Genomic DNA, 23,317 nt, shown 5'->3' with positions numbered 1-23,317 from the left:
GAGGGATTTCCATGAGTGTGGAACGGCGTTGTAAACAAATTGCGATGAACTGTGCCGCATACAGGACCCACGAAGATTCTGACCTATCCCCCGGTTCCTGTCTTGACTGCGCTCACTACGATGCGAAGCGGCATGGCTGTGTCCTTGATCTCGATGAGAAAATCTATAGCAGCTTAACCCAGTATTATCAAGATGATCTATCTGAGTCATAATCGCTTCCGCAAAAAAGGCCCTTAAAGATGTGGCATTCCACCCTTTAAGGACCTTTTTATCTGTCAGAATCTTAGTTCATCTGTCCCTGACTATATTTCGCTTTCACCTTTTGAATCTTCTGCTGATCGGCCTGCTCTGTGGGATACCAGCCTTTCGCCGCCATCTTTTTATAGATCGCATCCTGCATCTGCAGCGACTGTTCCAGGGCATTGTCAAAGGCGGCGTGTACGTTCTGCGTATTGGACTCGATCGTCCCGTGAAGATATAGATCACACACGCCCTTTTCGACCATCAGGATATTTTCCATCAAACATTTGTCATCCATTTACCGGCGTCCTCCTTATACTAATTGATACAGCTGTGTAAACAGCTCCTGGTGCTTTTGATACATCTGGTTCACGAAACTGCGCAGCTCTTCATCCTGAAGCTTCTGCGCGGTTTCCTGACAGGTGGTTTTCAAAAACTGCTCATGTCCCAGCGCATCTTCGATATACAATAATTCCTTAGGGCTCATTTCCTTCACCTCCAAGGATAGTATAAGACGATTTGCCATTCTTATTCAGCTCCAGAAGAAATCCCGACTTTTGTCAGTCCGTCTTCACCATGGGAACGGTAAACAGAATGCCATTTCCGGTCCCTTCCTGAATATTGGTAATCTCCGCCAGCTGCTGCATAATCGCCAATGATTCTTCCTCCGAAGGAACGGGAATTAGAAATGTTTTATTATATCTCCGCTCGTCCAGCTCCTTGCTGCTATTCATGCCGCCCGCGACCGACGGCGCATAGTTCACATATCCGTGATGATATAGCCCATAGGAGCCAAAGGTGTTCAGGACCGTATACTGCTCGATCCGCCGCTCTCGTAACACCTGTAATACCCTTTTCGTTTTTTTGGTATCGTTCAATACGAAAAACAGAATTACTCCTTGCTGCATACGACCACCTCCAATGTGTCAACCTGAAATCGACGAGTCTTCTTTCTTTTTGCGCTGTTTTCGCTCACGCTTTTCGATATGCCGTTCCAATTCTCCGCCGCACATGTGGGTAACAGGTAGAGCAAAGGATATACCGGCCCCAGGTTCCGCCAGCACACCTTTTACATAGTCTAGAATCCGTTCCACCTGTTCTTCCCGCTCAATGACTGAAAAGATTGTATTGTTGTATGCAACTTCCCCGTCCAATCCTTTCAACACGCCTCCGATCATCGGCATGGAATAAACCTTTTTGTCCAAGGCGCGCGATCCCATGGAATCGATGACAGTAGCGCCATGGGACCCAAGACGGCTCATTCCCTCTAATATCTCCGGTAGCTTCTCCCGTTGATTCAGTACAATGAAAACGACATACATACAAAAACCTCCTTTTCCACTATGATTTGACACCAGCTGTAGTTTCCTCTCCACTGAGCGGCGGCTTTTCCCTGCTAAAAAGAAGTTTCAATAGCGGCGGCGTCACGATGGTAGAGACAACCACTAGCAAAACGACGCTTGTAAAGGTGGCATCATTGATAATGCCGCGCTGTAATCCCTGGGTCGCGACGATCAAAGCCACCTCTGCACGGGCGATCATCCCGACTCCAACTTGCAGCGACTCTTTACCACTATACTTCATCACCTTGGCGCCCAAACCGCAGCCAACAATCTTCCCCAATATGGCGATGAGCACGATAGTCAAAGAAAAACCTAGGTGCGTGAAAATATCCGCGCTGATATTGGCCTTGATTCCAATGCTGACAAAGAAAATCGGAGTAAACAGCGCGTAGGCGATATATTGAATCCGGCGGATTATCTTGTTCTTGAAAGGCGTCGTCGACAAAATCACACCGGCAAAGTACGCGCCCGTGATGGCAGCGACGCTGAATAGCTCCGACATAAAGGCCATGACAAAGCAAAAAACGATGACGATGGAGATGTACTTATCGCTCCATTGCCTTGTGGCGGCAATTCTCGTCAAGAATTTGGAAATCAGAAATCCGGCTAGCAATGCGATGGCAAAAAAAGCAACGATTTTAATCAACAGGAGTCCGATATTGGTTGAGGTGCCCGACGGATTGGCAAACCCGGACACAACGGCTAAGAGGATGATTCCGACTACATCGTCGATAATCGCCGCCGCCAAAATCGACACGCCCTGCTTCGTTCTCAGCTTCCCCATATCCCGCAGGACGGAGACGCTAATGCTGACCGAGGTGGCTGTCAAAATTGTTCCAATGTACAGGGCGGAATAGAACGGCGACACCTCCTCATGCGATACCTGCTCCCGAAATACAAACAGTGGGATGACCGTGCCGAGCAGCAAGGGAACTGCCACACCGCCCAAAGCGATGACGGTGGCCGGCTTCCCGGCCTCGCGAAGTTGCTTTAAATCTGTATCCAATCCAGCTAAAAACATGAGAAAAATGACGCCGATCTGTGAAAACGTGTAGATCAGTTCATCCTGTGCCGGTATCCAGCCCAACACCGTGGGGCCCACAAGAATACCGGCAAGTATCTGTCCCAGCACTTCCGGCATCCGGACTAAGGAGGCCAGCTTTCCTCCCAAAAAGGCCGCGATAATTAGAATCGCGATCTCCACCAAAAAACCATTTTCCCCTAGTGATTCAATCACAGACAATAAACTGCCCATTGCCGTGTTCATTGTCAAATTCCCTTCCCTCTTTATTCCATATGTTTCAGGCGTTCCGCCTGATCAACTGTGATAATATACTCAATCAATTCATTCAGATCCCCATCCAGAATCTCTTCCAGCCGGTGGGTTGTCAGCTTGACCCGGTGATCCGTGACTCTCGTTTGGGGAAAATTGTAGGTTCGAATCTTTTCACTTCGGTCTCCTGTCCCCACCTGACTCTTTCGATCTGCGCTCACTGCCTCCTGCTGTTTTCGCAGTTCAATCTCATACAGCCGTGCGCGGAGAACCTTTAATGCTTTGTCCTTATTTTTTAACTGTGACTTTTCATCCTGACAGCTGATGACAATCCCCGTGGGGATATGGGTGACGCGGACGGCGGAATCGGTGGTGTTGACGCTCTGCCCTCCGTTGCCTGAGGAGCGGAACACATCCACGCGCACGTCATTCATATTGATTTCCACGTCCACGTCTTCCGCCTCCGGCAGGACGGCCACCGTTACTGTCGAAGTGTGGATCCTTCCGCCTGATTCCGTAGCGGGTACTCTCTGGACACGGTGAACTCCACTCTCGTATTTCAGTTTGGAAAAAGCTCCCTGTCCCTGAACCATGAAAATGATCTCTTTCAACCCTCCGATGCCATTCTCATTGGAGCTGACAGTCTCTACCCGCCATCCATTCCGCTCTGCGTAGCGTCCATACATGCGAAAAAGCTCAGCGGCAAACAGGGCCGCCTCGTCGCCGCCGGCGCCGGCCCGGATTTCTACATATACATTTTTTTCGTCATTGGGATCTTTCGGCAGCAACAATATTTTAAGCTCATGTTCCAGCCTCTCCAACTGCTCTCGGCTTTGTGATAGTTCTTCCTTCGCCAACTGCCGCAGCTCTTCATCACTTTCCTCCTCGAGAATTGTCAAACTATCCTCGATATTCGCTTTCACCGCTTTATATTGCTGGTATGTCTCGATCACGGGAGTCAAAGACGCATGCTCCCGCATAATCTTCTGCCATTGCGCCTGGTCTCCGATGACCGCAGGGTCATTCAAGCGGTGCCCCAGCTCTTCATAGCGATGGATTAACCCTTCTAACCTCTCAAACACGATTTTCACCTCGATCTTTTTCAATCCCTAAATAGCTTGCGCTCACGACACGGTCATGTCCGGCCAAATCCTTGCGAATTTGGACATTCTGATATCCTTCCTGCGCCAGTATCTGAGAAACGGAACTCCCCTGATCCCATCCGATTTCTAACCACAACTGTCCCCCTGGCCTGAGATGGTCTTTCGCTTGGACTCCCAACTCTCGATAATACTTCAAGCCATCCTCACCTCCACTCAAGGCTAAACGCGGCTCAAATTCTCGAACATTTCGTTCTAAATTCTGCATATCACGATCTGAAATATACGGTGGGTTGGATATAATGTAATGCCATGTCCTTTTCTCTTCTTCTGGCAGAGCTTCCAATAGATTTCCCTGTAGAAGCCGAAGGGAAACATCATTGCGCCTCGCATTTACTTCCGCCACCTGGAGCGCGCCGGCGGATAAGTCCGTCGCTGTCATCTGGACTGCCTCTTTTCGAAAGGCCGCAATACTGACTGCAATGCAGCCAGACCCAGTCCCTATATCCGCTGCTTTAAGGGTTATTTTCTGCTCCTCCATGTCAGACAACACTGCCTCCACCAAGGTCTCCGTGTCCTGCCGTGGAATTAAAACTCGCGGATCGACATAAAACGACAGTCCCATAAATTCCTGCCCCTCGATGATGTATTGAACTGGTTTACCTTGAACCCGCTGCCGTAAATACTGCTGGTATACCCTTTCCCTGTCTGGATCTGCCTCCTGATCCCCATTGAGCAGATAGTGAGTTCGATCTATGGAAAAGGCGGCCTCAAATAAGATCCGGCCATCGGATATGGCGTCCTCAATCTGATGGCTCTGCAAAAAATGTACGCCGTCCATCATGGCTTGCCGCAAAGTCTTTCTCATCCTTCCGGCGCCGTCTCCACTTTCAAATTGTCAGGCAGCGCGTCCTCCGTCTCCAGCACACGGATGGTGGAGGCGATGGCCACCTCGATTTCCTCCAAATCCGGCTCCCTTGTGGTTAGTTTTTGTAGCATAAGACCAGGATATACAAACGCTCCCAATACTTTTGACTTTGACCTTGCAGACAGCCGCAGAATCTCGTAGGATATTGCCGACACCACTGGAATGAGCAAAATCCGATAGCCTATCCTGAGAAATGGATTGGACACCTGGATGAACATGAAGACTACGATGCTAATCACCATGACCAGAAAGATAAAACTGGTTCCGCAGCGGCGGTTCAGCCTGGAATGATGTTTTACATTCTCCGGCGTCAGCTTCTCTCCGGCCTCATAGCAGGCGATTGTCTTGTGCTCCGCCCCGTGGTACTCATAGACTCTCTGTATATCCTTCATCTGAGAGATTGCCACAATGTAGAGCACAAATAGTAAAACGCGAATCACGCCCTCAAAAATATTTAGGACCCAAGTGTATGGGATCACATTGCTGAGAAGCCGGGATAGGAAGACTGGAAGGGCGATGAAGAGCGCTAAGGCAAACAGAACGGCCACGAAGACAGTCCCGGCCATCACCGCACTGTCTCCATGCTCCTGTTTCCACCTGCCAAATTTCGTCTCCGGAGTTTTAGCCTCCTCCTCTTCCTCCAGGATAAAGCCTGCGGAATATGTCAGTGTTCGCATTCCGATCACAAGGGACTCCGCAAAGCGAATGACGCCCCGTATAAAAGGCCATCCCAGTATCCTATGCCGAACCGTCAGCGAGTCCGAGTCAAAGCTATCCACATGAATCTCTCCATCAGGCTTGCGCACAGCCACCGCATAGTGATGATCCCCTTTCATCATCACGCCCTCCATTACGGCCTGTCCGCCTATGCTGAGCAGCTTAGTACTGCATGATGTATTCTTCTCTCCCATAACAACCTCCTAGCCTCGCCGTTCATAAATAACCGGCTGAAGTCATGCTCCAGCCGGTTATTTGCTCTCTTATTCTTGTTCCGTGTTGCCAATGCCATATTTGCGATTGAACTTGTCAATACGTCCGCGAGCAGCAACAGCCTTCTGCGTGCCGGTATAAAATGGATGACACTTGGAGCAGACTTCAACTCGAATCTCCTTCATGGTGGATCCTACCTTGAATTCATTTCCACAGTGGCATTTCACCGTAGCTTCCTGATAATTCGGATGAATTCCTTCTTTCACGCCATTCACCTCTTTCATGGATATTCGTAGATATTGATTTCCGACCAATAAATACGTGCTAATCCTGTATAGTATACCACAATGTTTTTCGTTTTTCAATCCTTTTTTTAAGATTCCTATCCCTGTGTTTGTGGGTTGTACGCCTTTGGCTCCCCGAATTCCTTAGCTACGTATGTCGCCACTATAGCATGATGTTCATGCTATCTTAAAGGGAATACTTCCTTCCTCATCGCTGTTATTTTTATGTTCGCTCTCGTCCTCCTGATCACGCTCCTGATTTGGAAAGGTAATCTCCTCATAATACTTCAAATCGTGAAAGTTATTCGGGAATAGATGAATTTCGCTTCCCCTTCGATACCCTCCCGGCTCATTTTGATCTAATATATTCCAGACAATAACCTTATAAAGAACTGCATTATATGTCGTAGTTCCTCCATCTTTATATGTTAATTTGATTGGAAATAGAAGTAGAATCATAATAAAGGCCATCGCTAAAATCATAATTATTTTACTTTTCTTTAATTTTGGCAATAGTATTCCTCCTCAGAAACTTGATTACAAATTCTTGCATGTAAAATTGTATTTCGATGTAGGACAGAACGCTGCTCCAACAGTATTTCTCTGGCCTCTTTCCTTTATCCCTAGGTCCCATCACTGGCAAACGCAGAACTAAAACAAAAAATTTTCCTTCAATCTCTTTGATGTTCACTTGTTTTGTGGTATAATAATGAACAGATTTTCCTAGACTTCTACGCTATGGAGGAGGTTACATCATGTCTAAGCTCAGGTGGAAGCCCGGCAACATGCTCTACCCGCTGCCGGCCGTCATGGTCTCCTGTGGAGATCAACCTGATAATTATAATATTTTTACAGCCGCCTGGACTGGAACTCTGTGCTCCGATCCGCCCATGACCTATGTATCCATTCGCCCTGAACGCCATTCCTACGCTTTGATCTCTCGCACAAAAGAATTTGTCATCAACCTGACGACGCGGCGTTTAGCAAAAGCAGCAGATTTTTGTGGTGTCCGATCCGGCAGGGAGCTTCACAAATTTGATGCCTTGGGCCTCACAGCGGTTCCAGGTTTCACCGTGGGCGCGCCTCTGGTCGGGGAAAGCCCTCTGAGCCTGGAATGTCGTGTCCGGCAGGTTATTCCCCTTGGCTCCCATGATATGTTTATGGCCGACATCCTATGTGTCGCAGCGGATGATCGCTACCTCGATGACGCCGGACGTTTTCACTTGGAGGAAGCGGATCTTCTCGCCTACTCCCACGGAACCTATTATGCTCTGGGCCAGCAATTGGGACATTTTGGTTACTCTGTGAGAAAGACCGGAACAAAAAAGGGATAAGGAGGTACGAGCATGACATTTGGAGAACGAGTGAAGACGCTTCGCCAGGAAGCAGGCTGGACTCAGGAGGAGTTGGGAGAGAAAATACACGTATCCGCCCGTGTCATTGGCTACTATGAGGCCGATGACCGCTTTCCTAAAAATCAAACCATTCTCCTCGACTTAGCGAAGGCCTTTCAAGTCTCTCTGGACTATCTTTTGGATAATCCGGTGCGCCAAGAGGCCACCTGCCCCAGCCGCTTCTGCTATGTCAAAACCATGAATGCCCAGCAGCGCAATCAGGTCAACGATTACATACGATACCTCCGCTGGAAACAGCGCAGGGAGCGCGAGGAGGAAGAATTGCAGGAGCATCTGGACCCCGATGCAGAACATAATGGGATTTCCGGCATCGGAAAACAATCCCTGGAGGAAGCATTGAAGTCTTTTCAGCTTCGATCCACCATCACAGGGGAATAATCTACAGACTTAGAAACGGCATCCTTCTCGTTGAAGAATGCCGTTTCCTATAGAAACATCTCGATTACTGCTGTGAGGATGCCGGCGGATCTTGCTTTTCTTCCTTCGCAACACTCTCCTGCACTCCGATGAAGAATTTATTGGTGAACTTCCGAATAAAGGGAATGCCTTTATTTTTGTGCTTGATAACATCCAGCAGGAACAGAATGACGAGCACCAGCTCTCCCAAATTGATCAGGCCGATAATAAAATTAAAGACCTTGCGAATAAAAGAGCCAAAGGAGTAAAACGCCCGCGCCATGCCGTAATACCATGCATCAAGGGCGGCATCGCTGACAATCCCTGCAAAGAAATTGTAGATTCCGTTGGAGATCGTTCTCAGCAAGCTGGTAATAATGGAAATGACCAAAGTAAGTAAAAATACGTCCAGGATGTTCTTAGTCAGCTCCTCATCCTTCAGCGCGATGACCGCAAATCCCAGAATTAGGAAAACTAGAGTCGTATAGCCCATATATGCCAGAATAATGGCCAGCACGCTGAGGGCTATGGTATTCAGTTTCCAAGAATGTTCCATAACATGACCCCTTTTCTAATAAAAATATGTAACTTCACTAAAAGTAAGTATACCATAGGTTGGGGTACTACGCAAGAATAAATTCATATTTTGTTCACATTTTACATGAAATAAACAATCTCTCCCTTACATAAAAGGAGGGATAAAACTTTCCTGGGCTGCATCCCCTTCTTGAATAAAACCATTATCAAATCCAAGGGTAAGCGCATACTCCACCAGTCTTGCGTACTGCCTGCGGCTGAGCTTGCGGTTCAATTCCGGAAATTTGGACGCGACCTGGCTCATCGGCGTGTACTGGCTCATCAGACTGATATAGATTTCATCCCCATAGGATTCATACAAATACTTAAGAATCCGCTTCGAGTCTATCTCCTGGCCTGGCAAGGCGAGATGGCGCACCATGACGCCCCGGACCATATAGCCCTCCCGGCTCAGGACTGGCGCCCCCACCTGATCCACCATAGCCGCAATGGCGGTTTTGGCCACTTGGCTATAGTCTCTGGCGTTAGAATACCGCTCCGAGAGCGCTGGGCTCATATACTTAAAATCCGGCAGATAAATATCGATCAGCCCTTTAAGCAAGCTGAGAGACTCCGGCCTCTCATATCCTGAGCTGTTATACACAACTGGAATCGTAAGGTCCCGCCCTCGAATCTTTTGAAGCGCTTCCCGGATGTGGAGTATATAGTGCCCCGGCGTAACGAAATTGATATTGTGAACTCCCTGCGCTTGCAGCTCCAACATACAGTCGCCGAGCTGCTCAATGGACAAATTTTCTCCAACGGCTTCGCGGCTGATCTGAATATTTTGGCAAAAGACACAGCGCAGGCTACATGAACTAAAAAAGATCGTGCCGGAACCTTTCTCCCCGGATAAAACCGGTTCCTCCCACATGTGTGGAGCCACTCTTGCCACTCGGACAGTCTCCCCCGTCGCGCCGCAAAAGCCAGCCTTCCCCGCAAGCCTGTCCGCTCCGCACTGCCGCGGACAGAGCCTACAATGGCGTAATTCAGAGAGTCCCATTCCTCTTCCCCCTGCTATATGATTAAAAAAGCCCGAAATAACCGGCCAATAGAACCAGCAGCCCAAATCCGATTCGATAGAAGGCAAAATACTTCATAGGCCGCTTTTTCAAAAATGCGATAAAACGATCCACAACAAACAGCGCCACCAAAAACGAGACAAAAAATCCAATTCCCAAGCCGTACATCTCAAGGGATGTCATACTGGTCAATCCGCCGATCTTAATCAATTTTAAGGCGCTCATACCAATCATCACAGGGATGGCCAGAAAGAAGGAAAACTCTGCCGCTGCCACTGTCGAGAGGCCTGCCACCCATCCTCCAATGATGGTCGATGCAGAGCGGGACATGCCAGGTATGATGGCAAGGCACTGAAAGGCACCGATGACGATCGCCTGCTTTGGAGAAACAGACAGGTCCGCCCCCACACGATTGCTGCGAAAACGCTTTTCCGCCCAGATCATCAGGAACCCTCCTACGAACAAAGTGATGGCAACTGTGTACGGATTGAACAGATAGCGGTCCGCGATGTCATCCAGCGCGATCCCGATGACGGCGCCTGGAATACACGCAATTCCAATCATAAGCCAGAACTTGAATCCCGACCGCTCAAATCCAACCTTCTTTGGAAAAAAGTGAATCAGCGTGTCCTTAATTTTTTTCCAATATAGCAACACGATGGCGAGAATTGCCCCCAGCTGAATGACATAGGTAAACATCTCAACGTAATTGGGCGATGGACCGCTAAAGGCCAATAGCTTTTCCGCGATGATCAGATGGCCAGTCGATGAGATGGGCAAAAACTCTGTGATCCCCTCTACAATGCCCAAAATAGCCGATTTTATCAAAAATAGAATCGTCTCCATAATCTCCTCCATGCTGCCGTATTCACGGCATTTCTTGAATCGTTAGCTCGCTCTTTCCGTCCAATATACAATGACAGTATATGGACGTCTGCGCCCAAATAGTCCAAAACTATTGGAGTAGACAATAAATCCCCACAAGAGCGCTAACCTGCAAAATCAGAATCATGGGAAGGCCGACACGAAAACTCTTGTGCAGCGTTTTATGGCGAAAGAAGACCATTCCCAGTATCGCTCCCGGTGATCCCCCGGCCATGGCCGTCAGAAACAGAATCTTCTCCGGTATTCTCCACTGATGCTTCTGCGCTCTGCGCTTATCCATGCCAAATTGAATGAAGGATACAAGGCTCATCAGCGCACAATACCCCGCTAACCAGTCAATCCAACCCATCTACCGTCCCTCCCCTATATAAAAATGCACGAAGCGTTCATCCTCCATAGAAACGGCGCGCCCGTGCATTTTTTGCAAACTTCTGTGCGATTCGATCCAAAATTATGCCTGATTAACAGAACCGAACAGTTCCATCTTCTCCTTCACCGTAGCCATAATGGCATCTGTGCCAGGTTTCAACAACTTTCTGGGATCAAAGCCCTTCCCCTCCAGATCTTTACCCGCTTCAATATATTTCCTTGTGGCATCCGCGAAAGAAAGCTGGCATTCTGTATTGACATTGATCTTGGATACTCCCAGGGAAATCGCAGTCTTGATCATATCCTCGGGAATTCCCGTCCCGCCGTGCAGCACAAGGGGCATAGTCCCCGTCTTCTCCTGGATTTTCGCCAACACTTGGAAATTCAAGCCCGCCCAGTTTGCCGGATATTTTCCGTGAATATTGCCGATTCCGGCGGCCAGCATATCGACGCCCAGATCTGCAATCCGTTTACACTCATCGGGATCCGCAACTTCTCCAGCACCCACGACGCCGTCCTCCTCGCCACCGATGGAGCCAACCTCCGCCTCAACAGAGATTCCCCTTGCATGGGCGATGCTGATAATCTCCTTCGTCTTCTCCACATTCTCCTCAATGTCATAGTGCGATCCGTCAAACATAACCGATGAAAAACCAGCATCGATGGCTTTCTTCGCACCTTCGTATCCGCCGTGGTCCAAATGTAGGGCCACCGGCACGGTGATATTCAACTCTTCAAGCATGGCTATGACCATGGCGGCTACCGTCTTAAAACCTGTCATATATTTACCGGCGCCCTCCGACACTCCGAGAATCACCGGAGACTGATTCTCTTGCGCCGTCAAAAGGACCGCCTTCGTCCACTCCAAATTGTTGATATTAAATTGACCGACGGCATATTTGCCCGCCTTGGCCTTTTGCAGCATATCCTTTGCTGAAACTAACATTTGTTGATTCCTCCTCCACAATTTTGCGCAATCCTGTATCTTCCTCTAGTATACAGTGAAAAAACACTTTTTAAACATATGCGTAATCATTATACGGCAAATTCTTCTAAAAAGCAAGTCTTAAAATAGGAGAGCCCTTCCACTCATTCTCTGTTTTCTCATATGGATAGAACCTTCGGGTCTTCGAATCAGGTCCGCCTCTCGGCGGACTTTTCTATAGGGAGAAATAAGTTCGCGTTCCGCGAACTTTGGAAGAACCTTCGGTTCTTCGGAATCATGTCCGCCTCTCGGCGGACTTTTCTATAGGGAAATAGCGCACAGACAGTACAGAAATTCCTATATTGTCTGTGCGCTATTCATTTAGAATTCCGTTGCTTCCTGCCGGCGCAAAAAGGTTAGCACTTCCTCTCCATCCGGCAGCGCATGGATGGAGCCTTTTTTTGTCGTCGTCAGCGCTCCCACCGCATTCGCAAAGCGAAGAATCGGCAATAACTCTCGCTTCTCAATCCTGTCGATGTCGTAACCGCCTGCGAGAAGTTTATAGAGAAATCCTCCCGTGAAAGAGTCCCCTGCGGCGGTGGTGTCCACCGCCTTTACGTCGAATCCAGGAACTGTCAAGCTGTATTCCGGCAGCACTGCACAGCACCCCGCCGCTCCCATGGTGATCAGCAGCGCTTTTAGCCCATACCTCTCCAAAAGCATCCGCCCACCATCCAGCAGCCCAGCGTGATCCGTCAGAAAATAAAGTTCCTCTTCTGAGACCTTGACAATATCGGCCAGATGCAACGCTTTTTGGATACATGCTTTCGCATCGTCCAGGTTCTCCCACAGATTCTCCCTCAGATTCGGATCAAACACCGTCAGCGCCCCTTGTTCCCTGGCGTACTCCGCCAGGCGATAGCTGGTCTCCCGGGAATCCCCCTCGGACAACAGAACGGAGCTAAAGAAAAAGCAGCGCGTCCGCTCCAGCATCTCCAGATCCACATCGTCGAATCGGAGCATGGTATCCGCTCCATTTTTTCGATAGAAGCTAAACGATCGATCCCCCGCTTCATCCAGATGGACAAAGGCCAGCGTGGTCTTGTACTGCTTCGATAAGAGAAGATTCGCTGTGTCAATCTTATTTTCCTGCAATGTTCGCCTGAGGGCATGGCCAAACGCATCATCGCCCACCTGCCCGATAAAACCAGTCGTAAGCCCCAACTTGGAAGCCGCACAGAGCATATTGGCTGGTCCACCGCCGGGATTGCGCTCAAAAATAGGGTTGTTGTGTTCCGAAATGCCTACCGGCGTAAAATCAATGAGTAACTCCCCTAGGGATACTAAATCCAACATCTTGCTCATTCCTCTCATTATGTCGTTTCCCGTTCAATCAATTGGACCGGCAGGACTGTCTTGTTGGGTATCACTTTCTGCTCCAGCTTGTGCAGAATATTGGACACCGCGTAGTGGCACATCTCTTCCACCGGCTGACGGATAGTGGTGATCTTGGGCGTTGTAAGGGAAGCCACCTCCACATCGTCAAATCCGACTAGCTTTAGATCCTGGGGAACTCGGATCCCTAAAAGAGAACAGGCCTGTAGAACCTGGGCTGCGATAACATCGCTACTTGCAAAAATGCCATCGAACTGTGGATTCTCTCGCAAAATTTTGACGATATACTCTTGGTACTCCATTGCCTGGAACTGCGCTTCATAGGTGTTAAAGACCGTCCCCTGCAAACCGTACCGCGCACAGGTGTCCAAAAATCCTTGCCGCCTGGCATCCGCTGGCATGGGCACCTCGATGGTTCCACCGATATGGGCCAGAATCCGGCATCCCTTTCCATACAGATGTTCTGTTGCCAGCTGGCCGCCCTGATAGTTGTCGCATCCAACGAAGGGGATATCGCCCGCGATGGACCGTTCAAAGGTGATCAAGGGCATGTCCAGCTGAGAAAAGGCCTCCGTCTCCTCTGTCCTGCTACACAGTACAATGCCGGATACCTTGTTGGAGCGAAGCATCTCCAGGTACTCCGCCTCCTTATCGCGCTGATGGAAAGAATTGCACAGCATGATCTTATACCGATTCAGCGATGCATAGTACTCCAGATAGTTGACGACTTTGCTGAAAAAAGGATGCATGACAGAGGGCACGATAACGCCGATCACCTGCATTCGTTTTTTGGACAGAGAACGAGCTGCTTCGTTGGGCTGATAATTCAAATCCTTCATGGCCTGATACACTTTTTCTCTCGTCTGCTGGCTGATATAGCCACGATCATTTAAGACCCGGGAAACCGTTGTCACGGTGATGCCTGCCCGCTCCGCTACATCCTTAAGGGTTGCCATTGTCTATTCCATCTTCCTTTCCATGGGTTTTACTCCGGCGCAGCTCTATGTTCACCGGGCAAGCCGGGTCTGTCTGAATCCGGACTCCCACCGGTTCCATATCCTGCGCAATCTCTGCGGCTAAATAGATCAAATCATGGTCTGCCGAGAGTTCTAAGATATTTCCATCCACAATGAGCCGAACCCCTTCTTGCTCTGAAAATGCAAACCTTTCCTCGCCAACCATCGCCTCTTTTTCATTTACATCAAAACGAATCAAGGCCTCGCCAACTTTTAGTTCCGTGGCGCCCACAGCGCCCGGCCTCCACCGGAGCTTTATCTGCCAGGCGAGTTCCTCCCCCTGTCTCAACAAGACACCGGAGGATGTGAACTCATACGTCTCAGCGGGTTGCAAGCTCGCTTCAATCTCCTCCGATGGAATCAGCCGCAAACGATATTCCCCATCTCGTCTACACAGACACAGATCATGCGGTAGGGACATGGCCCCTGTATAGCGCTTCTGCTGTGGTCGCGTCCTCAGCCAGGCTAAGCTGATTCGCCTTTCTCCTGTCCCCCAATAGGTCTGCGCCGCGTAAGGCACCGTCCCCAGATAGGCCGACTTCTTAACCTGCTGAGGATAGAAACCATATCCGTCAAAATCCCCGACAAAGTAAAACCCATCCGCGGACCAAAATACCCATTTTTCCCCGTCTTCCCCCTCGACCGGCAGGGGAAAGAGATCCGGGCACTCCCAGGCCGTCTCCAGCGTTATCTCCTGGGACAACTGCCAGGTGTGAAGATCCGGTGAGCGAAAGATGCCGAACCGATTGCCATCAAAGTACAAGGCCATGCAGTACGCTTTCGAGTCCTCATGATAGAAAACCTTTGGATCTCTGTTTCCCTTGGCGTAGTTGGGGATGCGCATCGCCGGTTCTCGCCGCAAGGTATTGCCGCCATCAACGCTGTAGGCCATGCACTGTGTATAGGGCTTTCCCTGGGACCATCGATTTTCCCCGCCGGCAGAGGTATAAAAGAATAGCAGCGCGTCCTGCCCTAGCCCCCATTCATTGCGACGGTCCACAAGCCCACATCCGGAGTACACAGTCCCGTCGCCATCTGGATATAACACCGTATCCTTCTGTTCCCAATGCAGCAGATCCCGGCTAACGGCGTGCCCCCAGTGACAATCATTCCACGAAGTATCATAGGGATTGTATTGAAAATAAAGATGATACCATCCCCCGTGAAAGACCAATCCATTGGGGTCATTGATCCATCCCGCGTCCGGTGTAAAATGCAGCTGTGGATGGACGCCCTCCCGCTTTGGGCGGGCATCCTCCTGACGGATTTGCTCCCACAGGGCAGCGGGCACATCTCCCCTTGCGTGAAGGTCACTGCCACGCCATTTTTCTGCGAGAAAGGGTGCCCAGTAGTCCGGTTCCGGGATTCCATCCTCTGGAACTCCAATCTTAAATTCAGCCACCTTCTCACCTTGACTCCACAGTTCTATGACGGTCTGTTTTGCTCCCGTGTAAATGGGAAACCACAGGTACTTCTTTATAATCTGAATTGTCCTGTCCATTCTGGCACACCTCCTCTTTCCCCAATCAATGTAAGTATTATATCACGCTTTCACAGCACCCGCAACCACTCCGCTGATAATCTGCTTCTGTAAAAAAATGTAGAGGATGATGACCGGAATCGTCGTCAGCACCAGCGCTGCCATAATCGCCCCATAGTCGATGGTATACGTCCCGTAGAAAGCGTACGTGGATAAGGGCAGGGTAAATAGGCTCTTTTTCGTCAACACAAGGGAGGGCAATAGATAATCATTCCAGATCCACAGGACATCCAACACTGTGACGGTGGCGGTGGTCGCCTTCAGAAGGGGAAATACAATCTTAAAAAAGATTTGGACCTGATTACAACCGTCAATGGTCGCCGCCTCTTCCAGTGAAACGGGAACCCCTGTCTTAATAAATCCGTGGTAGATGAACACCGCCATGGCGACCCCAAATCCCACATTCATAAAGATCAGCGTGGCGCGGTGATCCAAAAGTCCAAGCTGACCGCCATAGATCGAGACTAAAGGAATCATAATGACCTGAAAGGGAATGATCATAGCCGTCAACATCATGGCGAAGATCACCTTATTAATCATCCAGTTCTTTCGGACGAAGAAATACGCTGTCATGGAGGCGACCAGTATGATCAGCGCCACGCTCACCACCGTAATCACTGTCGAATTCATAAAGGACTTTACGAAATCCATTTTCTCAAATGCCTTGACAAAGTTCTGGACCGTCGGCCCGTGGGGATCGATGAGCACCAATGGCGTCCGAACGATGGCGCGCTTCCCTTTAAACGAATTTACAAGGATGATCAAAAATGGCAGCATGTACACCAGCAGCAGAGCAGACAATATAACCGTCTTCACGGCGCTGGACGCTTTTGCCTTCTTCCCACCGATTGTGTTGTTGATTTTTTGTTTCATCACGCATCCACCTCTTTCTGCTTGCCAAGATAGATTTGGGTTAAGGTAATTGCCGCCACCACCAGGAATAAGATAAATGCTTCCCCCTGTCCCGTCCCGTACTGCTTTGACAGGAACGCCTTCTGATACACATGCATAGCCGCCATGATCGTACTGCCATAGGGTTCGCCTCCCGTCAGGGAAAGGTTCAAATCATAGACCATAAAGCAGCGCTGGATCGACAAAAACAGGCAGATGACGAAGGAGGGCACCATCAATGGCAAAATAATATGGCGAACTGTCTGAAATCCGGTACAACCGTCGATACTGGCCGCCTCCAGCACATCCTTCGGGACTCCGGTAAATCCCGCAATATAGATAATCATCATATATCCAGAGTACTGCCAAACTGTGACGACGACCAAAGCCCAGAAGGCCTTCGTCGGATCCGTCAGCCAAGATTGGCTAAATAGAGGAATGTTAAGTGTCTGTCCCACGGACACAAGGGCTCTGGAAAAAACAAAGCTCCAGATAAATCCCAGGATGATTCCACCGATAAGGTTTGGCGTAAAGAATGCGGATCTCAGAAAACTCTGCCCCTTCACCCCACTTGTGAGGAGATAGGCGAGGATAAATGCGATCACGTTGATCAACAGCACCGAAAAGACCACATACTGTAATGTCAAAAGCAGCGCTTTCCAAAATTCCGAATCCCGAAACACGGCAACATAATTCGTAAAGCCCACAAAATCGTGATTTGGGCTGATTCCATCCCAATTGGTAAAGGTTAAGTAGATGCCGTATAGAAATGGCACGATCACAACAGCGAAAAAACAGAGCAAAGCTGGGCCGACGAAAATAAGGAATAGTAGAAATTTCCCGCGTTTTGTATTTTCATTCATCGCATTGCGCTCCCCTTCCTGATTTATTCAAGTGACATCCAATACTTCTCAATATTGTTGGCTAGCTCCACGCGGTCTGATTTTCCCGCTAGATATTGCTGCATGTACGCCCCCACGATGGACCAGTGATCCGAGGGGATGATAGGGCCGAAGACAGTCGCCCCCTCACGGACGTACGCTTGGATTGTCTGTCCGAGAGGATCCGTCGGGGAGAGTTGGATATTGGAGAATGCTGGAACTAGGTTCAGATCCTGCGCCATTCCTTTCTGCCCATCGGGATCATACACCAGCCAATTTAGGAAATCTTTTGCCGCCTGTACTTCTTCTTCTGACGCCTTAACTTTATCGATCATCACCTGCTTCGAACCTGTCCCCAGCAGAACCTGGTTTGCAAAATCCTCCGGATCATTGCTGATCGGCATGGGCATGAGCCCTAGCTCCTGTTCTCCCTCAATAAAATCGACGATGTTGGGCCACGCCCAATTGCCGTTGAACCAAAAGGCCACCTCTCCATCTGCGATATAGGAGGGATCAACTGCATAATCTGCTGCCAGAGGATTGTCCTTACTAATATTATACTCCCGCAGGATATCGAAGGTATCCATCAGCCCATTAAACCGCGGATCCTCCGCCACGTCCACCTCGCCTCTTCGAAGGGAGTTGGTGAATTCCGTGATCTCATCCAGCTCCTGCGACTGGGACTCATAGAAGTACCCGATGACGTGGGAGCCAAGAGACCAATCCTCTTTCGAAAGGCACATGGGCGGCACTCCTGCCTGTTGGAGTTCTTCGAATAAGCTTCGAAGCTTATCCTGTGTATTGATTTCCTTTGGGTCAAAGGGTCTCCCCAATGTGGTTTCGATAATCGTTTTGTTATAGATTAGGCCCTTCGCCTCGACCCCTAGAGGAAAGCTGTATACGCTTCCCTCAATGCGATAGACCTGACCACCGCCGTCCTCCACCCATCTTTCGCCAGACAGATCCAGCGCCCTCTCTCTGTACAGGGCGACGATATCCGTGGTGTCCAGCATCGCCATTGTAGGCGGTGTACCGGAGTTGTACATGGTTGAAATTTTTTCGAAAGGGGATCCGCCAGCCGGGCAGGCAATGATTTCAATGGCCACTCCCGTCTTCTCCCGATAGAGCTTTGCCAGATCCTCCAGGGCAGATTGAATCTCACCTTTCGAATTCAGGAAGGTGAGAGTGACTGATGCGCCGCCTGATTCGCCGGATGTGCCGGCACATGCAGTCAATGAGAACACCATCATACACACCGCCAATACGATACAAAGTCCTTTTTTGCGCATGTTCATTCCTCCTTATCCTAAGTGGTTTGTCTCTGGAGTGCCCGTTTCAATGGTAAATTCATGAGTTCGCAAATCCGCCTGCAAAATCGCTGTATAGCCGCCCGATTCTCTCACAATACGAAGGCTGTGATCGTCGGGCAGCGTGGTGGATATACTTCCAGAAAACGCCGGAAATTCATTCCGAAAGATCATGAGTTCACGGAGCTTCTGTACGACAGGCCGTTTTACCGTCTCCTCAATCTCCTCCATGGAATAATAATGCCGGTTGATGTCCCGTCCCTGCCTGCTGGATTCCATCAGCGCAATGTCATTGGCCCCGGCGAGAAGCCCTACGTAGTATACCTGTGGAATTCCAGGGGCGAAAAATTGAATCGCCCTCGCCAAAAGATAGTCCTGATCCCGGTTTCCTAAAGCGGAGTAATAGGTGCAATTGATCTGGTAGATATCTAGGTTATTGTACGCCGCCGTATTATAAATTTTTTTGACGTTGGCTCCTTTGGCAAAAAGCAATTCTTTCGTCTCTTCGATCTCCTCGTCGGACAGCAGGTCCTTTACATCCACAACTCCGATCCCATCATGGGTGTCCAGCGTCGTAAACTGTTTTCTCGGGCAAATGTCCAGCCAATGCTTAAGGCGGTCGCCCCGGCCGGTATATAAGGCGTGGAGGACGAGCATCGGCAGTGCAAAGTCGTACACCCAAAACCCCTTTTCCGCTATCTTCTGCTGAATGGAGTAATGCTCATGGATCTCCGGCAGAATCTCCACGCCGTACGGCTTTACAATCTCCTCGATCTCATATAACAGGTCCCAAACCTGAGGCTCCACAAAAAAGCAGCTGGTGTTGGGCCTTTTGACCGCATAGGCAAAAGCGTCCAAACGAATCATGGATGCGCCTCGCTGACACATATGGCGCAGTGTGTCTTGGATAAAGGCTTTCGTCACCGGAGACTCCACATTGAGATCCACCTGCTCTTCACTGAAAGTACACCAAATTTTCTCTGATGTTCCATCGGCAAAATCCACCTCAATATACGGCGCTCTGGGCTTTCGCTTGTATATGAGGTCAACCTGTTCTGGAGTTGGCTCCCCCTTTTCCCAGAAATCCTTATACCGTATGAAAAAATCGCGATATGGCGATTCGTCCTTGTTTTTCTGAAAGTCCCGATAGTATAAGGAACTACGCGATATATGATTCACCATGAAATCGAACATGACCGGATAGTCTTCGCTGATAGCCTTCACGTCATCAAAGCTTCCCAGCCTTTCATCCACCTGGTCATACTGAATCGGCGCAAAGCCTCTGTCTGCAGATGAAGGAAAAAATGGCAAAATATGCACGCCTCCAACCGCACGGGCAAAGTGCCGGTCCAGCACCTGTTTTAGTTCTTTTAGATTGCGCCCCATACTGTCTCCATAGGTGATAAGCATGATTTCATTTTTCATCCCTTCACAAGCCTCCCATATCATCCCTAGTGTTAACTTTAGTCTATCATAATCGCAGATATATGTCAATCGGTTGATATAAAATTTTTATAAAATTTTTTATTTTATCTCCATAAATTCATAGATTTATATTGATATTTTGTCAATCTGTCCGCTTTTTATCCCAAGCATCTCATTTTTTTCCTATTTTGTTTGTTTTGTTAAATATCAATCGATTGTCATATAATGCAGATCTATCTCCCTTATCGTTTCCTCTTCTATCAAGATTATCCATGGATTCTGGATGCCAACCGCGAAAAAAAGTTCGCTTCCGCGAAAAAAAGTTCGCTTCCGCGAAAAAAAGTTCGCTTCCGCGAAAAAAGTTCGCTTCCGCGAACTTTGGAAGAACCTTTTGTTCTTTGAAAAAGGAGGCGGCCGCGGCATCAAATCTCCTGCTCTTTCAGGATATGACTTGATTTTGCGGTGCCCTCCACTACTGTGTGCCGCCAGCCGATTCCATCAAAAATGCTTTGATCTCATCCAAGAACAAGGGGCCATATTTCTCCAGTTTGGCCTGTCCAACGCCTGACACTTTCAGAAATTCTTCCTCTGTAATCGGCATCTTACTGCACATATCCCGGAGCGTGGCATCGGAAAATACCACATAGGATGGCACATGGGATGATGCAGCGATGGAGGCTCGCAGCCGGCGCAGCCGCTCAAACAGGCGGCTCGTAGCCGTTCCTGCCGCTGACATGGCCGACTCTCGCCCATGTCCCCCTTTGTCCATTGGCACATCCTTGACGATCTTCATCCGTATCGGTTCCTCGCTGTGCAGCACCTCCTTTGCCTTCTGCCGGAACAGCCGAAGGATCGGGTATTCTCCCGCCGTCACCTCCAGGCATCCCATCAATTCCAGCTGCGTTATGATCTCCCGAATCCTTGTCTCCGACTCATCCGCCAGAGATCCGTAGGTGGACAGCTCATCCAGCGACAAAGTTTGGAGACGCTTCCCCTTGCTGCCCCGCAAAACGTCAACCACCATTTTAACGCCAAACCGTTCTCGCGTCTGATGCACACACAGCAAAATCTGCTTGACCGCTCTGGTGACATCGACCTCCTCAAAATTCGCTTTACAGTTGCTGCAATTGCCGCAGTAGGACGCCGTCTTCTCTCCAAAATACCGCAGAATATATTGCCGCAGACACTCCCGCGTATGACAGTAGAAAGTCATAGTCTTCAGCAGCTCCTGCTCCCTCTGGCGGATCGTCTCCTTCTCTTCATCCGAAAGCTCTTCATTGTTTCGCTCCCGGTCGATGAGAAATTGGTTGGTGACCACATCCTGTCCCCCGTAGAGCAAAATGCAGTCTGCGTCTGAACCATCCCGTCCAGCTCGCCCCGCCTCCTGATAGTAGCTCTCCATATTTTTGGGCATATTATAATGGATGACAAAGGAGACGTTGGACTTATCGATCCCCATGCCAAAGGCATTGGTGGCAACCATAATTCGAGCGCGATCATACAGAAAGTCCTCCTGGTTCCGCTTTCGCTCCTCGTCGCTCAAGCCAGCGTGATACCGGGTGGCGGCATAGCCGGCTTTCTGGAGGGCGAGGGTGACCTCCTCCACCAATTTCCTCGTAATGCAGTACACAATCCCACTTCCGCCGGGATTCTTCCGAAGATACGCTTTGACGGCTTCCAATTTATCCTTCGGCGCTTCAACAGCAAAATAAAGATTGCTTCGATCAAATCCTGCCGTCAAAAGGAATGGCGACTGGAGCTCCAGCCGCTCCATAATGTCCTCCCTCACCTTTTGCGTCGCCGTCGCCGTGAACGCCGATACAACAGGCCGGGTGGAAAGCATTTCAATAAACCGAGGAATCTTCAGATAGCTTGGCCGAAAGTCCTGGCCCCACTGGGAGACACAGTGTGCTTCATCGATGGTCACCATGGAAATGGCAGCGTGCAACGCAAAGTCCAAAAAATCAGGGGTGAGCAGCCGTTCCGGAGCTACATAGATCAGTTTATACCGGCCTTGTCGGGCAAATGCCAACGCCTTTCGGAATTGTGAAGGACTCAGTGAGCTATTGAGATAGGCGGCAGGAATTCCGGCCTGAATCAAGGCCTCCACCTGGTCCTGCATCAGAGAGATCAGGGGGGATATGACCAGCGAAATCCCCTCAAACATCATGGCTGGCACTTGATAACAGATGGACTTTCCAGCTCCCGTCGGCATAATCCCAAGCACATCCCGCCCTTGCAGGCATTTATCGATCAATTCCTCCTGCCCTGGTCGAAAAGAGTCATACCCAAAATACTCTTTCAGCACGGATCGCTTTTGCAAGCCTATCCCTCCATCTCTGCGTGATCCCATATCCATCTGGCAACGCTCTCCTCGTCGTTCGTACCGATAACCCCTGTAGCCGCCTGTTTCAACTCATCCCTGCCATTCCGGACAGCGTACCCCTCATCACAGCCCTCAAACAGAGATAGATCGTTTATAGTATCCCCAAACCCGATGATGCGAGCATACCCATACTGCTCACGAATATACTGAATCCCCTTGCATTTTGATGCTTCCTCGCTGGATATCTCCAGATACCAGTACCCATCCAGATAGACATCCTCGTAAAAAGAAATCTGGATCCCCGCAAGGTCCTCAACGGCATGGCGCACAGGCCGCAGTCTCTCCTTCTTGTCCCGAATACTGATCAAAAGCGGCCCTCGGCCAATCTGAGAAAAAGACGCAATGAATGAAAAGGGCTTGTTGTAGAGCCGGACCCGTTCCTCATAAAATTGATACATCTGGGAGGGCTCTAAAGTCTCATAATATACGGTCAAGAATCCCTTTTCCATTGTGTAGACGAATCCGTTGACTCCATGCTGATATAAAATCTCATAGATTCGCCGCGCCGTATTGATATCGATCTCGTATGTCCGTTTGTACTCCTGCACCACCGGATCATAGACCAGCGCTCCTCCCATCATGACCATGGGAGCCCGCAGATGCAGTCCCCGCAATATGGGAAATACTGTCGCTGGCGTCCTCGCTGTTGCGATGGAAAAATCAAGCCCCCTATCGATCAAAGAATTGAGCATCTGTAAGGAATCGTCTCCCAGCGTCGCGTCCGACCGCAGCAGGGTTCCATCCAAGTCCGCAATCCAAAGGGTTTTTCTCATACATCTCTCCATTCTGG

At 49.5% G+C, this 23,317-nt stretch carries 27 protein-coding genes; 3 read left to right on the top strand and 24 right to left on the bottom strand.

Annotated features, from left to right (window positions below):
* Positions 1-11: 11 nt before the first annotated feature.
* The gene (locus H8730_RS01370; RefSeq protein WP_177718290.1) at positions 12-212 is read left to right on the top strand and encodes a hypothetical protein; all 201 of its coding nucleotides are present in this window, start codon (positions 12-14) and stop codon (positions 210-212) included.
* Between the two features lie 71 nt (positions 213-283).
* Here H8730_RS01370 and H8730_RS01365 read toward each other — a convergent pair whose 3' ends face one another.
* The 10 genes from H8730_RS01365 to H8730_RS01320 form a co-directional block, all read right to left on the bottom strand.
* Entirely contained in the window at positions 284-538 is a 255-nt protein-coding gene (locus tag H8730_RS01365; protein WP_177718292.1) for a spore coat protein, read from the bottom strand.
* A 15-nt stretch (positions 539-553) separates the two neighbouring features.
* Positions 554-727 (bottom strand): hypothetical protein, encoded by a 174-nt coding sequence (locus H8730_RS01360; RefSeq protein WP_177718294.1) that lies wholly within the window; start codon positions 725-727, stop codon positions 554-556.
* Positions 728-800: 73 nt separating this feature from the next.
* On the bottom strand, positions 801-1,148 hold the full coding sequence (locus H8730_RS01355; protein WP_249289199.1) for a hypothetical protein: 348 nt from the start codon (positions 1,146-1,148) through the stop codon (positions 801-803).
* Positions 1,149-1,166: 18 nt separating this feature from the next.
* Positions 1,167-1,562 carry a hypothetical protein gene (locus H8730_RS01350; protein ID WP_177718298.1) on the bottom strand — a complete coding sequence of 132 codons (396 nt, stop codon included), beginning with the start codon at positions 1,560-1,562 and terminating at the stop codon, positions 1,167-1,169.
* A gap of 19 nt (positions 1,563-1,581) precedes the next feature.
* Complete coding sequence (locus H8730_RS01345) at positions 1,582-2,850, bottom strand: cation:proton antiporter (RefSeq protein ID WP_249289196.1); 1,269 nt, start codon at positions 2,848-2,850, stop codon at positions 1,582-1,584.
* A 20-nt stretch (positions 2,851-2,870) separates the two neighbouring features.
* Positions 2,871-3,938, bottom strand: a complete 1,068-nt coding sequence (gene prfA, locus H8730_RS01340) for a peptide chain release factor 1 (protein WP_249289194.1) — start codon at positions 3,936-3,938, stop codon at positions 2,871-2,873.
* A complete protein-coding gene (gene prmC, locus H8730_RS01335; RefSeq protein ID WP_177716814.1) occupies positions 3,931-4,824 on the bottom strand; it encodes a peptide chain release factor N(5)-glutamine methyltransferase in 894 nt (297 codons plus the stop codon). Before prmC ends, prfA begins: the two co-directional genes overlap by 8 nt.
* Positions 4,821-5,795 (bottom strand): DUF1385 domain-containing protein, encoded by a 975-nt coding sequence (locus H8730_RS01330; protein WP_177716812.1) that lies wholly within the window; start codon positions 5,793-5,795, stop codon positions 4,821-4,823. Before H8730_RS01330 ends, prmC begins: the two co-directional genes overlap by 4 nt.
* Before the next feature lie 69 nt (positions 5,796-5,864).
* Entirely contained in the window at positions 5,865-6,080 is a 216-nt protein-coding gene (rpmE, locus tag H8730_RS01325; protein ID WP_177716810.1) for a 50S ribosomal protein L31, read from the bottom strand.
* Positions 6,081-6,275: 195 nt separating this feature from the next.
* Entirely contained in the window at positions 6,276-6,611 is a 336-nt protein-coding gene (locus H8730_RS01320; RefSeq protein WP_177716808.1) for a hypothetical protein, read from the bottom strand.
* A gap of 242 nt (positions 6,612-6,853) precedes the next feature.
* Between H8730_RS01320 and H8730_RS01315 the strand changes: the two genes are divergently transcribed.
* Positions 6,854-7,432, top strand: coding sequence for a flavin reductase family protein (locus tag H8730_RS01315; protein WP_177716806.1), 579 nt, complete (start codon positions 6,854-6,856; stop codon positions 7,430-7,432).
* A gap of 12 nt (positions 7,433-7,444) precedes the next feature.
* A complete protein-coding gene (locus tag H8730_RS01310; protein ID WP_177716804.1) occupies positions 7,445-7,891 on the top strand; it encodes a helix-turn-helix domain-containing protein in 447 nt (148 codons plus the stop codon).
* A 64-nt stretch (positions 7,892-7,955) separates the two neighbouring features.
* Here H8730_RS01310 and H8730_RS01305 read toward each other — a convergent pair whose 3' ends face one another.
* From H8730_RS01305 to H8730_RS01240, 14 genes are all read right to left on the bottom strand, one after another.
* Complete coding sequence (locus H8730_RS01305) at positions 7,956-8,465, bottom strand: hypothetical protein (protein WP_177716802.1); 510 nt, start codon at positions 8,463-8,465, stop codon at positions 7,956-7,958.
* A gap of 126 nt (positions 8,466-8,591) precedes the next feature.
* A complete protein-coding gene (locus tag H8730_RS01300) occupies positions 8,592-9,488 on the bottom strand; it encodes a radical SAM protein (RefSeq protein ID WP_177716800.1) in 897 nt (298 codons plus the stop codon).
* A 22-nt stretch (positions 9,489-9,510) separates the two neighbouring features.
* The gene (locus tag H8730_RS01295; RefSeq protein WP_177716798.1) at positions 9,511-10,353 is read right to left on the bottom strand and encodes an undecaprenyl-diphosphate phosphatase; all 843 of its coding nucleotides are present in this window, start codon (positions 10,351-10,353) and stop codon (positions 9,511-9,513) included.
* Positions 10,354-10,462: 109 nt separating this feature from the next.
* Positions 10,463-10,741 carry a DUF1294 domain-containing protein gene (locus H8730_RS01290; RefSeq protein ID WP_177716796.1) on the bottom strand — a complete coding sequence of 93 codons (279 nt, stop codon included), beginning with the start codon at positions 10,739-10,741 and terminating at the stop codon, positions 10,463-10,465.
* 102 nt (positions 10,742-10,843) lie between these two features.
* Entirely contained in the window at positions 10,844-11,707 is an 864-nt protein-coding gene (gene fba / locus H8730_RS01285; RefSeq protein ID WP_177716794.1) for a class II fructose-1,6-bisphosphate aldolase, read from the bottom strand.
* Between the two features lie 360 nt (positions 11,708-12,067).
* Complete coding sequence (locus tag H8730_RS01280) at positions 12,068-13,042, bottom strand: carbohydrate kinase family protein (protein WP_177715409.1); 975 nt, start codon at positions 13,040-13,042, stop codon at positions 12,068-12,070.
* A 17-nt stretch (positions 13,043-13,059) separates the two neighbouring features.
* On the bottom strand, positions 13,060-14,037 hold the full coding sequence (locus H8730_RS01275) for a LacI family DNA-binding transcriptional regulator (RefSeq protein WP_177715405.1): 978 nt from the start codon (positions 14,035-14,037) through the stop codon (positions 13,060-13,062).
* Complete coding sequence (locus tag H8730_RS01270; RefSeq protein WP_177715403.1) at positions 14,024-15,598, bottom strand: glycoside hydrolase family 32 protein; 1,575 nt, start codon at positions 15,596-15,598, stop codon at positions 14,024-14,026. Before H8730_RS01270 ends, H8730_RS01275 begins: the two co-directional genes overlap by 14 nt.
* 42 nt (positions 15,599-15,640) lie before the next feature.
* Positions 15,641-16,510 carry a carbohydrate ABC transporter permease gene (locus H8730_RS01265; protein ID WP_177715401.1) on the bottom strand — a complete coding sequence of 290 codons (870 nt, stop codon included), beginning with the start codon at positions 16,508-16,510 and terminating at the stop codon, positions 15,641-15,643.
* Positions 16,510-17,391, bottom strand: a complete 882-nt coding sequence (locus H8730_RS01260; RefSeq protein WP_177715399.1) for a carbohydrate ABC transporter permease — start codon at positions 17,389-17,391, stop codon at positions 16,510-16,512. The genes H8730_RS01265 and H8730_RS01260 overlap by 1 nt, the downstream gene beginning before the upstream one ends.
* A gap of 23 nt (positions 17,392-17,414) precedes the next feature.
* Complete coding sequence (locus tag H8730_RS01255; RefSeq protein WP_177715397.1) at positions 17,415-18,698, bottom strand: sugar ABC transporter substrate-binding protein; 1,284 nt, start codon at positions 18,696-18,698, stop codon at positions 17,415-17,417.
* 12 nt (positions 18,699-18,710) lie between these two features.
* On the bottom strand, positions 18,711-20,141 hold the full coding sequence (gene gtfA / locus H8730_RS01250) for a sucrose phosphorylase (RefSeq protein WP_249289192.1): 1,431 nt from the start codon (positions 20,139-20,141) through the stop codon (positions 18,711-18,713).
* Between the two features lie 472 nt (positions 20,142-20,613).
* Entirely contained in the window at positions 20,614-22,500 is a 1,887-nt protein-coding gene (recQ, locus tag H8730_RS01245; protein ID WP_430385365.1) for a DNA helicase RecQ, read from the bottom strand.
* Positions 22,467-23,300, bottom strand: a complete 834-nt coding sequence (locus tag H8730_RS01240; RefSeq protein ID WP_177715393.1) for an HAD family hydrolase — start codon at positions 23,298-23,300, stop codon at positions 22,467-22,469. The genes recQ and H8730_RS01240 overlap by 34 nt, the downstream gene beginning before the upstream one ends.
* Positions 23,301-23,317 lie beyond the last annotated feature (17 nt).

Source organism: Bianquea renquensis (assembly GCF_014384895.1).
GTDB lineage: Bacteria > Bacillota > Clostridia > Lachnospirales > Bianqueaceae > Bianquea > Bianquea renquensis.
Note: the sequence above shows the minus strand (reverse complement) of the source record. Positions and strands in the feature narration are given on the sequence as shown.

What these genes read in the sequence shown, in the direction of transcription:
- H8730_RS01370 (WP_177718290.1), top strand. Translation starts at nt 12, where the DNA reads ATGAGTGTGGAACGGCGTTGTAAACAAATTGCGATGAACTGTGCCGCA.
- H8730_RS01365 (WP_177718292.1), bottom strand. Translation starts at nt 538, where the DNA reads ATGGATGACAAATGTTTGATGGAAAATATCCTGATGGTCGAAAAGGGC.
- H8730_RS01360 (WP_177718294.1), bottom strand. Translation starts at nt 727, where the DNA reads ATGAGCCCTAAGGAATTATTGTATATCGAAGATGCGCTGGGACATGAG.
- H8730_RS01355 (WP_249289199.1), bottom strand. Translation starts at nt 1,148, where the DNA reads ATGCAGCAAGGAGTAATTCTGTTTTTCGTATTGAACGATACCAAAAAA.
- H8730_RS01350 (WP_177718298.1), bottom strand. Translation starts at nt 1,562, where the DNA reads ATGTATGTCGTTTTCATTGTACTGAATCAACGGGAGAAGCTACCGGAG.
- H8730_RS01345 (WP_249289196.1), bottom strand. Translation starts at nt 2,850, where the DNA reads ATGAACACGGCAATGGGCAGTTTATTGTCTGTGATTGAATCACTAGGG.
- prmC (WP_177716814.1), bottom strand. Translation starts at nt 4,824, where the DNA reads ATGAGAAAGACTTTGCGGCAAGCCATGATGGACGGCGTACATTTTTTG.
- H8730_RS01330 (WP_177716812.1), bottom strand. Translation starts at nt 5,795, where the DNA reads ATGGGAGAGAAGAATACATCATGCAGTACTAAGCTGCTCAGCATAGGC.
- H8730_RS01315 (WP_177716806.1), top strand. Translation starts at nt 6,854, where the DNA reads ATGTCTAAGCTCAGGTGGAAGCCCGGCAACATGCTCTACCCGCTGCCG.
- H8730_RS01310 (WP_177716804.1), top strand. Translation starts at nt 7,445, where the DNA reads ATGACATTTGGAGAACGAGTGAAGACGCTTCGCCAGGAAGCAGGCTGG.
- H8730_RS01305 (WP_177716802.1), bottom strand. Translation starts at nt 8,465, where the DNA reads ATGGAACATTCTTGGAAACTGAATACCATAGCCCTCAGCGTGCTGGCC.
- H8730_RS01300 (WP_177716800.1), bottom strand. Translation starts at nt 9,488, where the DNA reads ATGGGACTCTCTGAATTACGCCATTGTAGGCTCTGTCCGCGGCAGTGC.
- H8730_RS01295 (WP_177716798.1), bottom strand. Translation starts at nt 10,353, where the DNA reads ATGGAGACGATTCTATTTTTGATAAAATCGGCTATTTTGGGCATTGTA.
- H8730_RS01290 (WP_177716796.1), bottom strand. Translation starts at nt 10,741, where the DNA reads ATGGGTTGGATTGACTGGTTAGCGGGGTATTGTGCGCTGATGAGCCTT.
- fba (WP_177716794.1), bottom strand. Translation starts at nt 11,707, where the DNA reads ATGTTAGTTTCAGCAAAGGATATGCTGCAAAAGGCCAAGGCGGGCAAA.
- H8730_RS01280 (WP_177715409.1), bottom strand. Translation starts at nt 13,042, where the DNA reads ATGTTGGATTTAGTATCCCTAGGGGAGTTACTCATTGATTTTACGCCG.
- H8730_RS01275 (WP_177715405.1), bottom strand. Translation starts at nt 14,037, where the DNA reads ATGGCAACCCTTAAGGATGTAGCGGAGCGGGCAGGCATCACCGTGACA.
- H8730_RS01270 (WP_177715403.1), bottom strand. Translation starts at nt 15,598, where the DNA reads ATGGACAGGACAATTCAGATTATAAAGAAGTACCTGTGGTTTCCCATT.
- H8730_RS01265 (WP_177715401.1), bottom strand. Translation starts at nt 16,510, where the DNA reads ATGAAACAAAAAATCAACAACACAATCGGTGGGAAGAAGGCAAAAGCG.
- H8730_RS01260 (WP_177715399.1), bottom strand. Translation starts at nt 17,391, where the DNA reads ATGAATGAAAATACAAAACGCGGGAAATTTCTACTATTCCTTATTTTC.
- H8730_RS01255 (WP_177715397.1), bottom strand. Translation starts at nt 18,698, where the DNA reads ATGCGCAAAAAAGGACTTTGTATCGTATTGGCGGTGTGTATGATGGTG.
- gtfA (WP_249289192.1), bottom strand. Translation starts at nt 20,141, where the DNA reads ATGAAAAATGAAATCATGCTTATCACCTATGGAGACAGTATGGGGCGC.
- recQ (WP_430385365.1), bottom strand. Translation starts at nt 22,500, where the DNA reads ATGGATATGGGATCACGCAGAGATGGAGGGATAGGCTTGCAAAAGCGA.
- H8730_RS01240 (WP_177715393.1), bottom strand. Translation starts at nt 23,300, where the DNA reads ATGAGAAAAACCCTTTGGATTGCGGACTTGGATGGAACCCTGCTGCGG.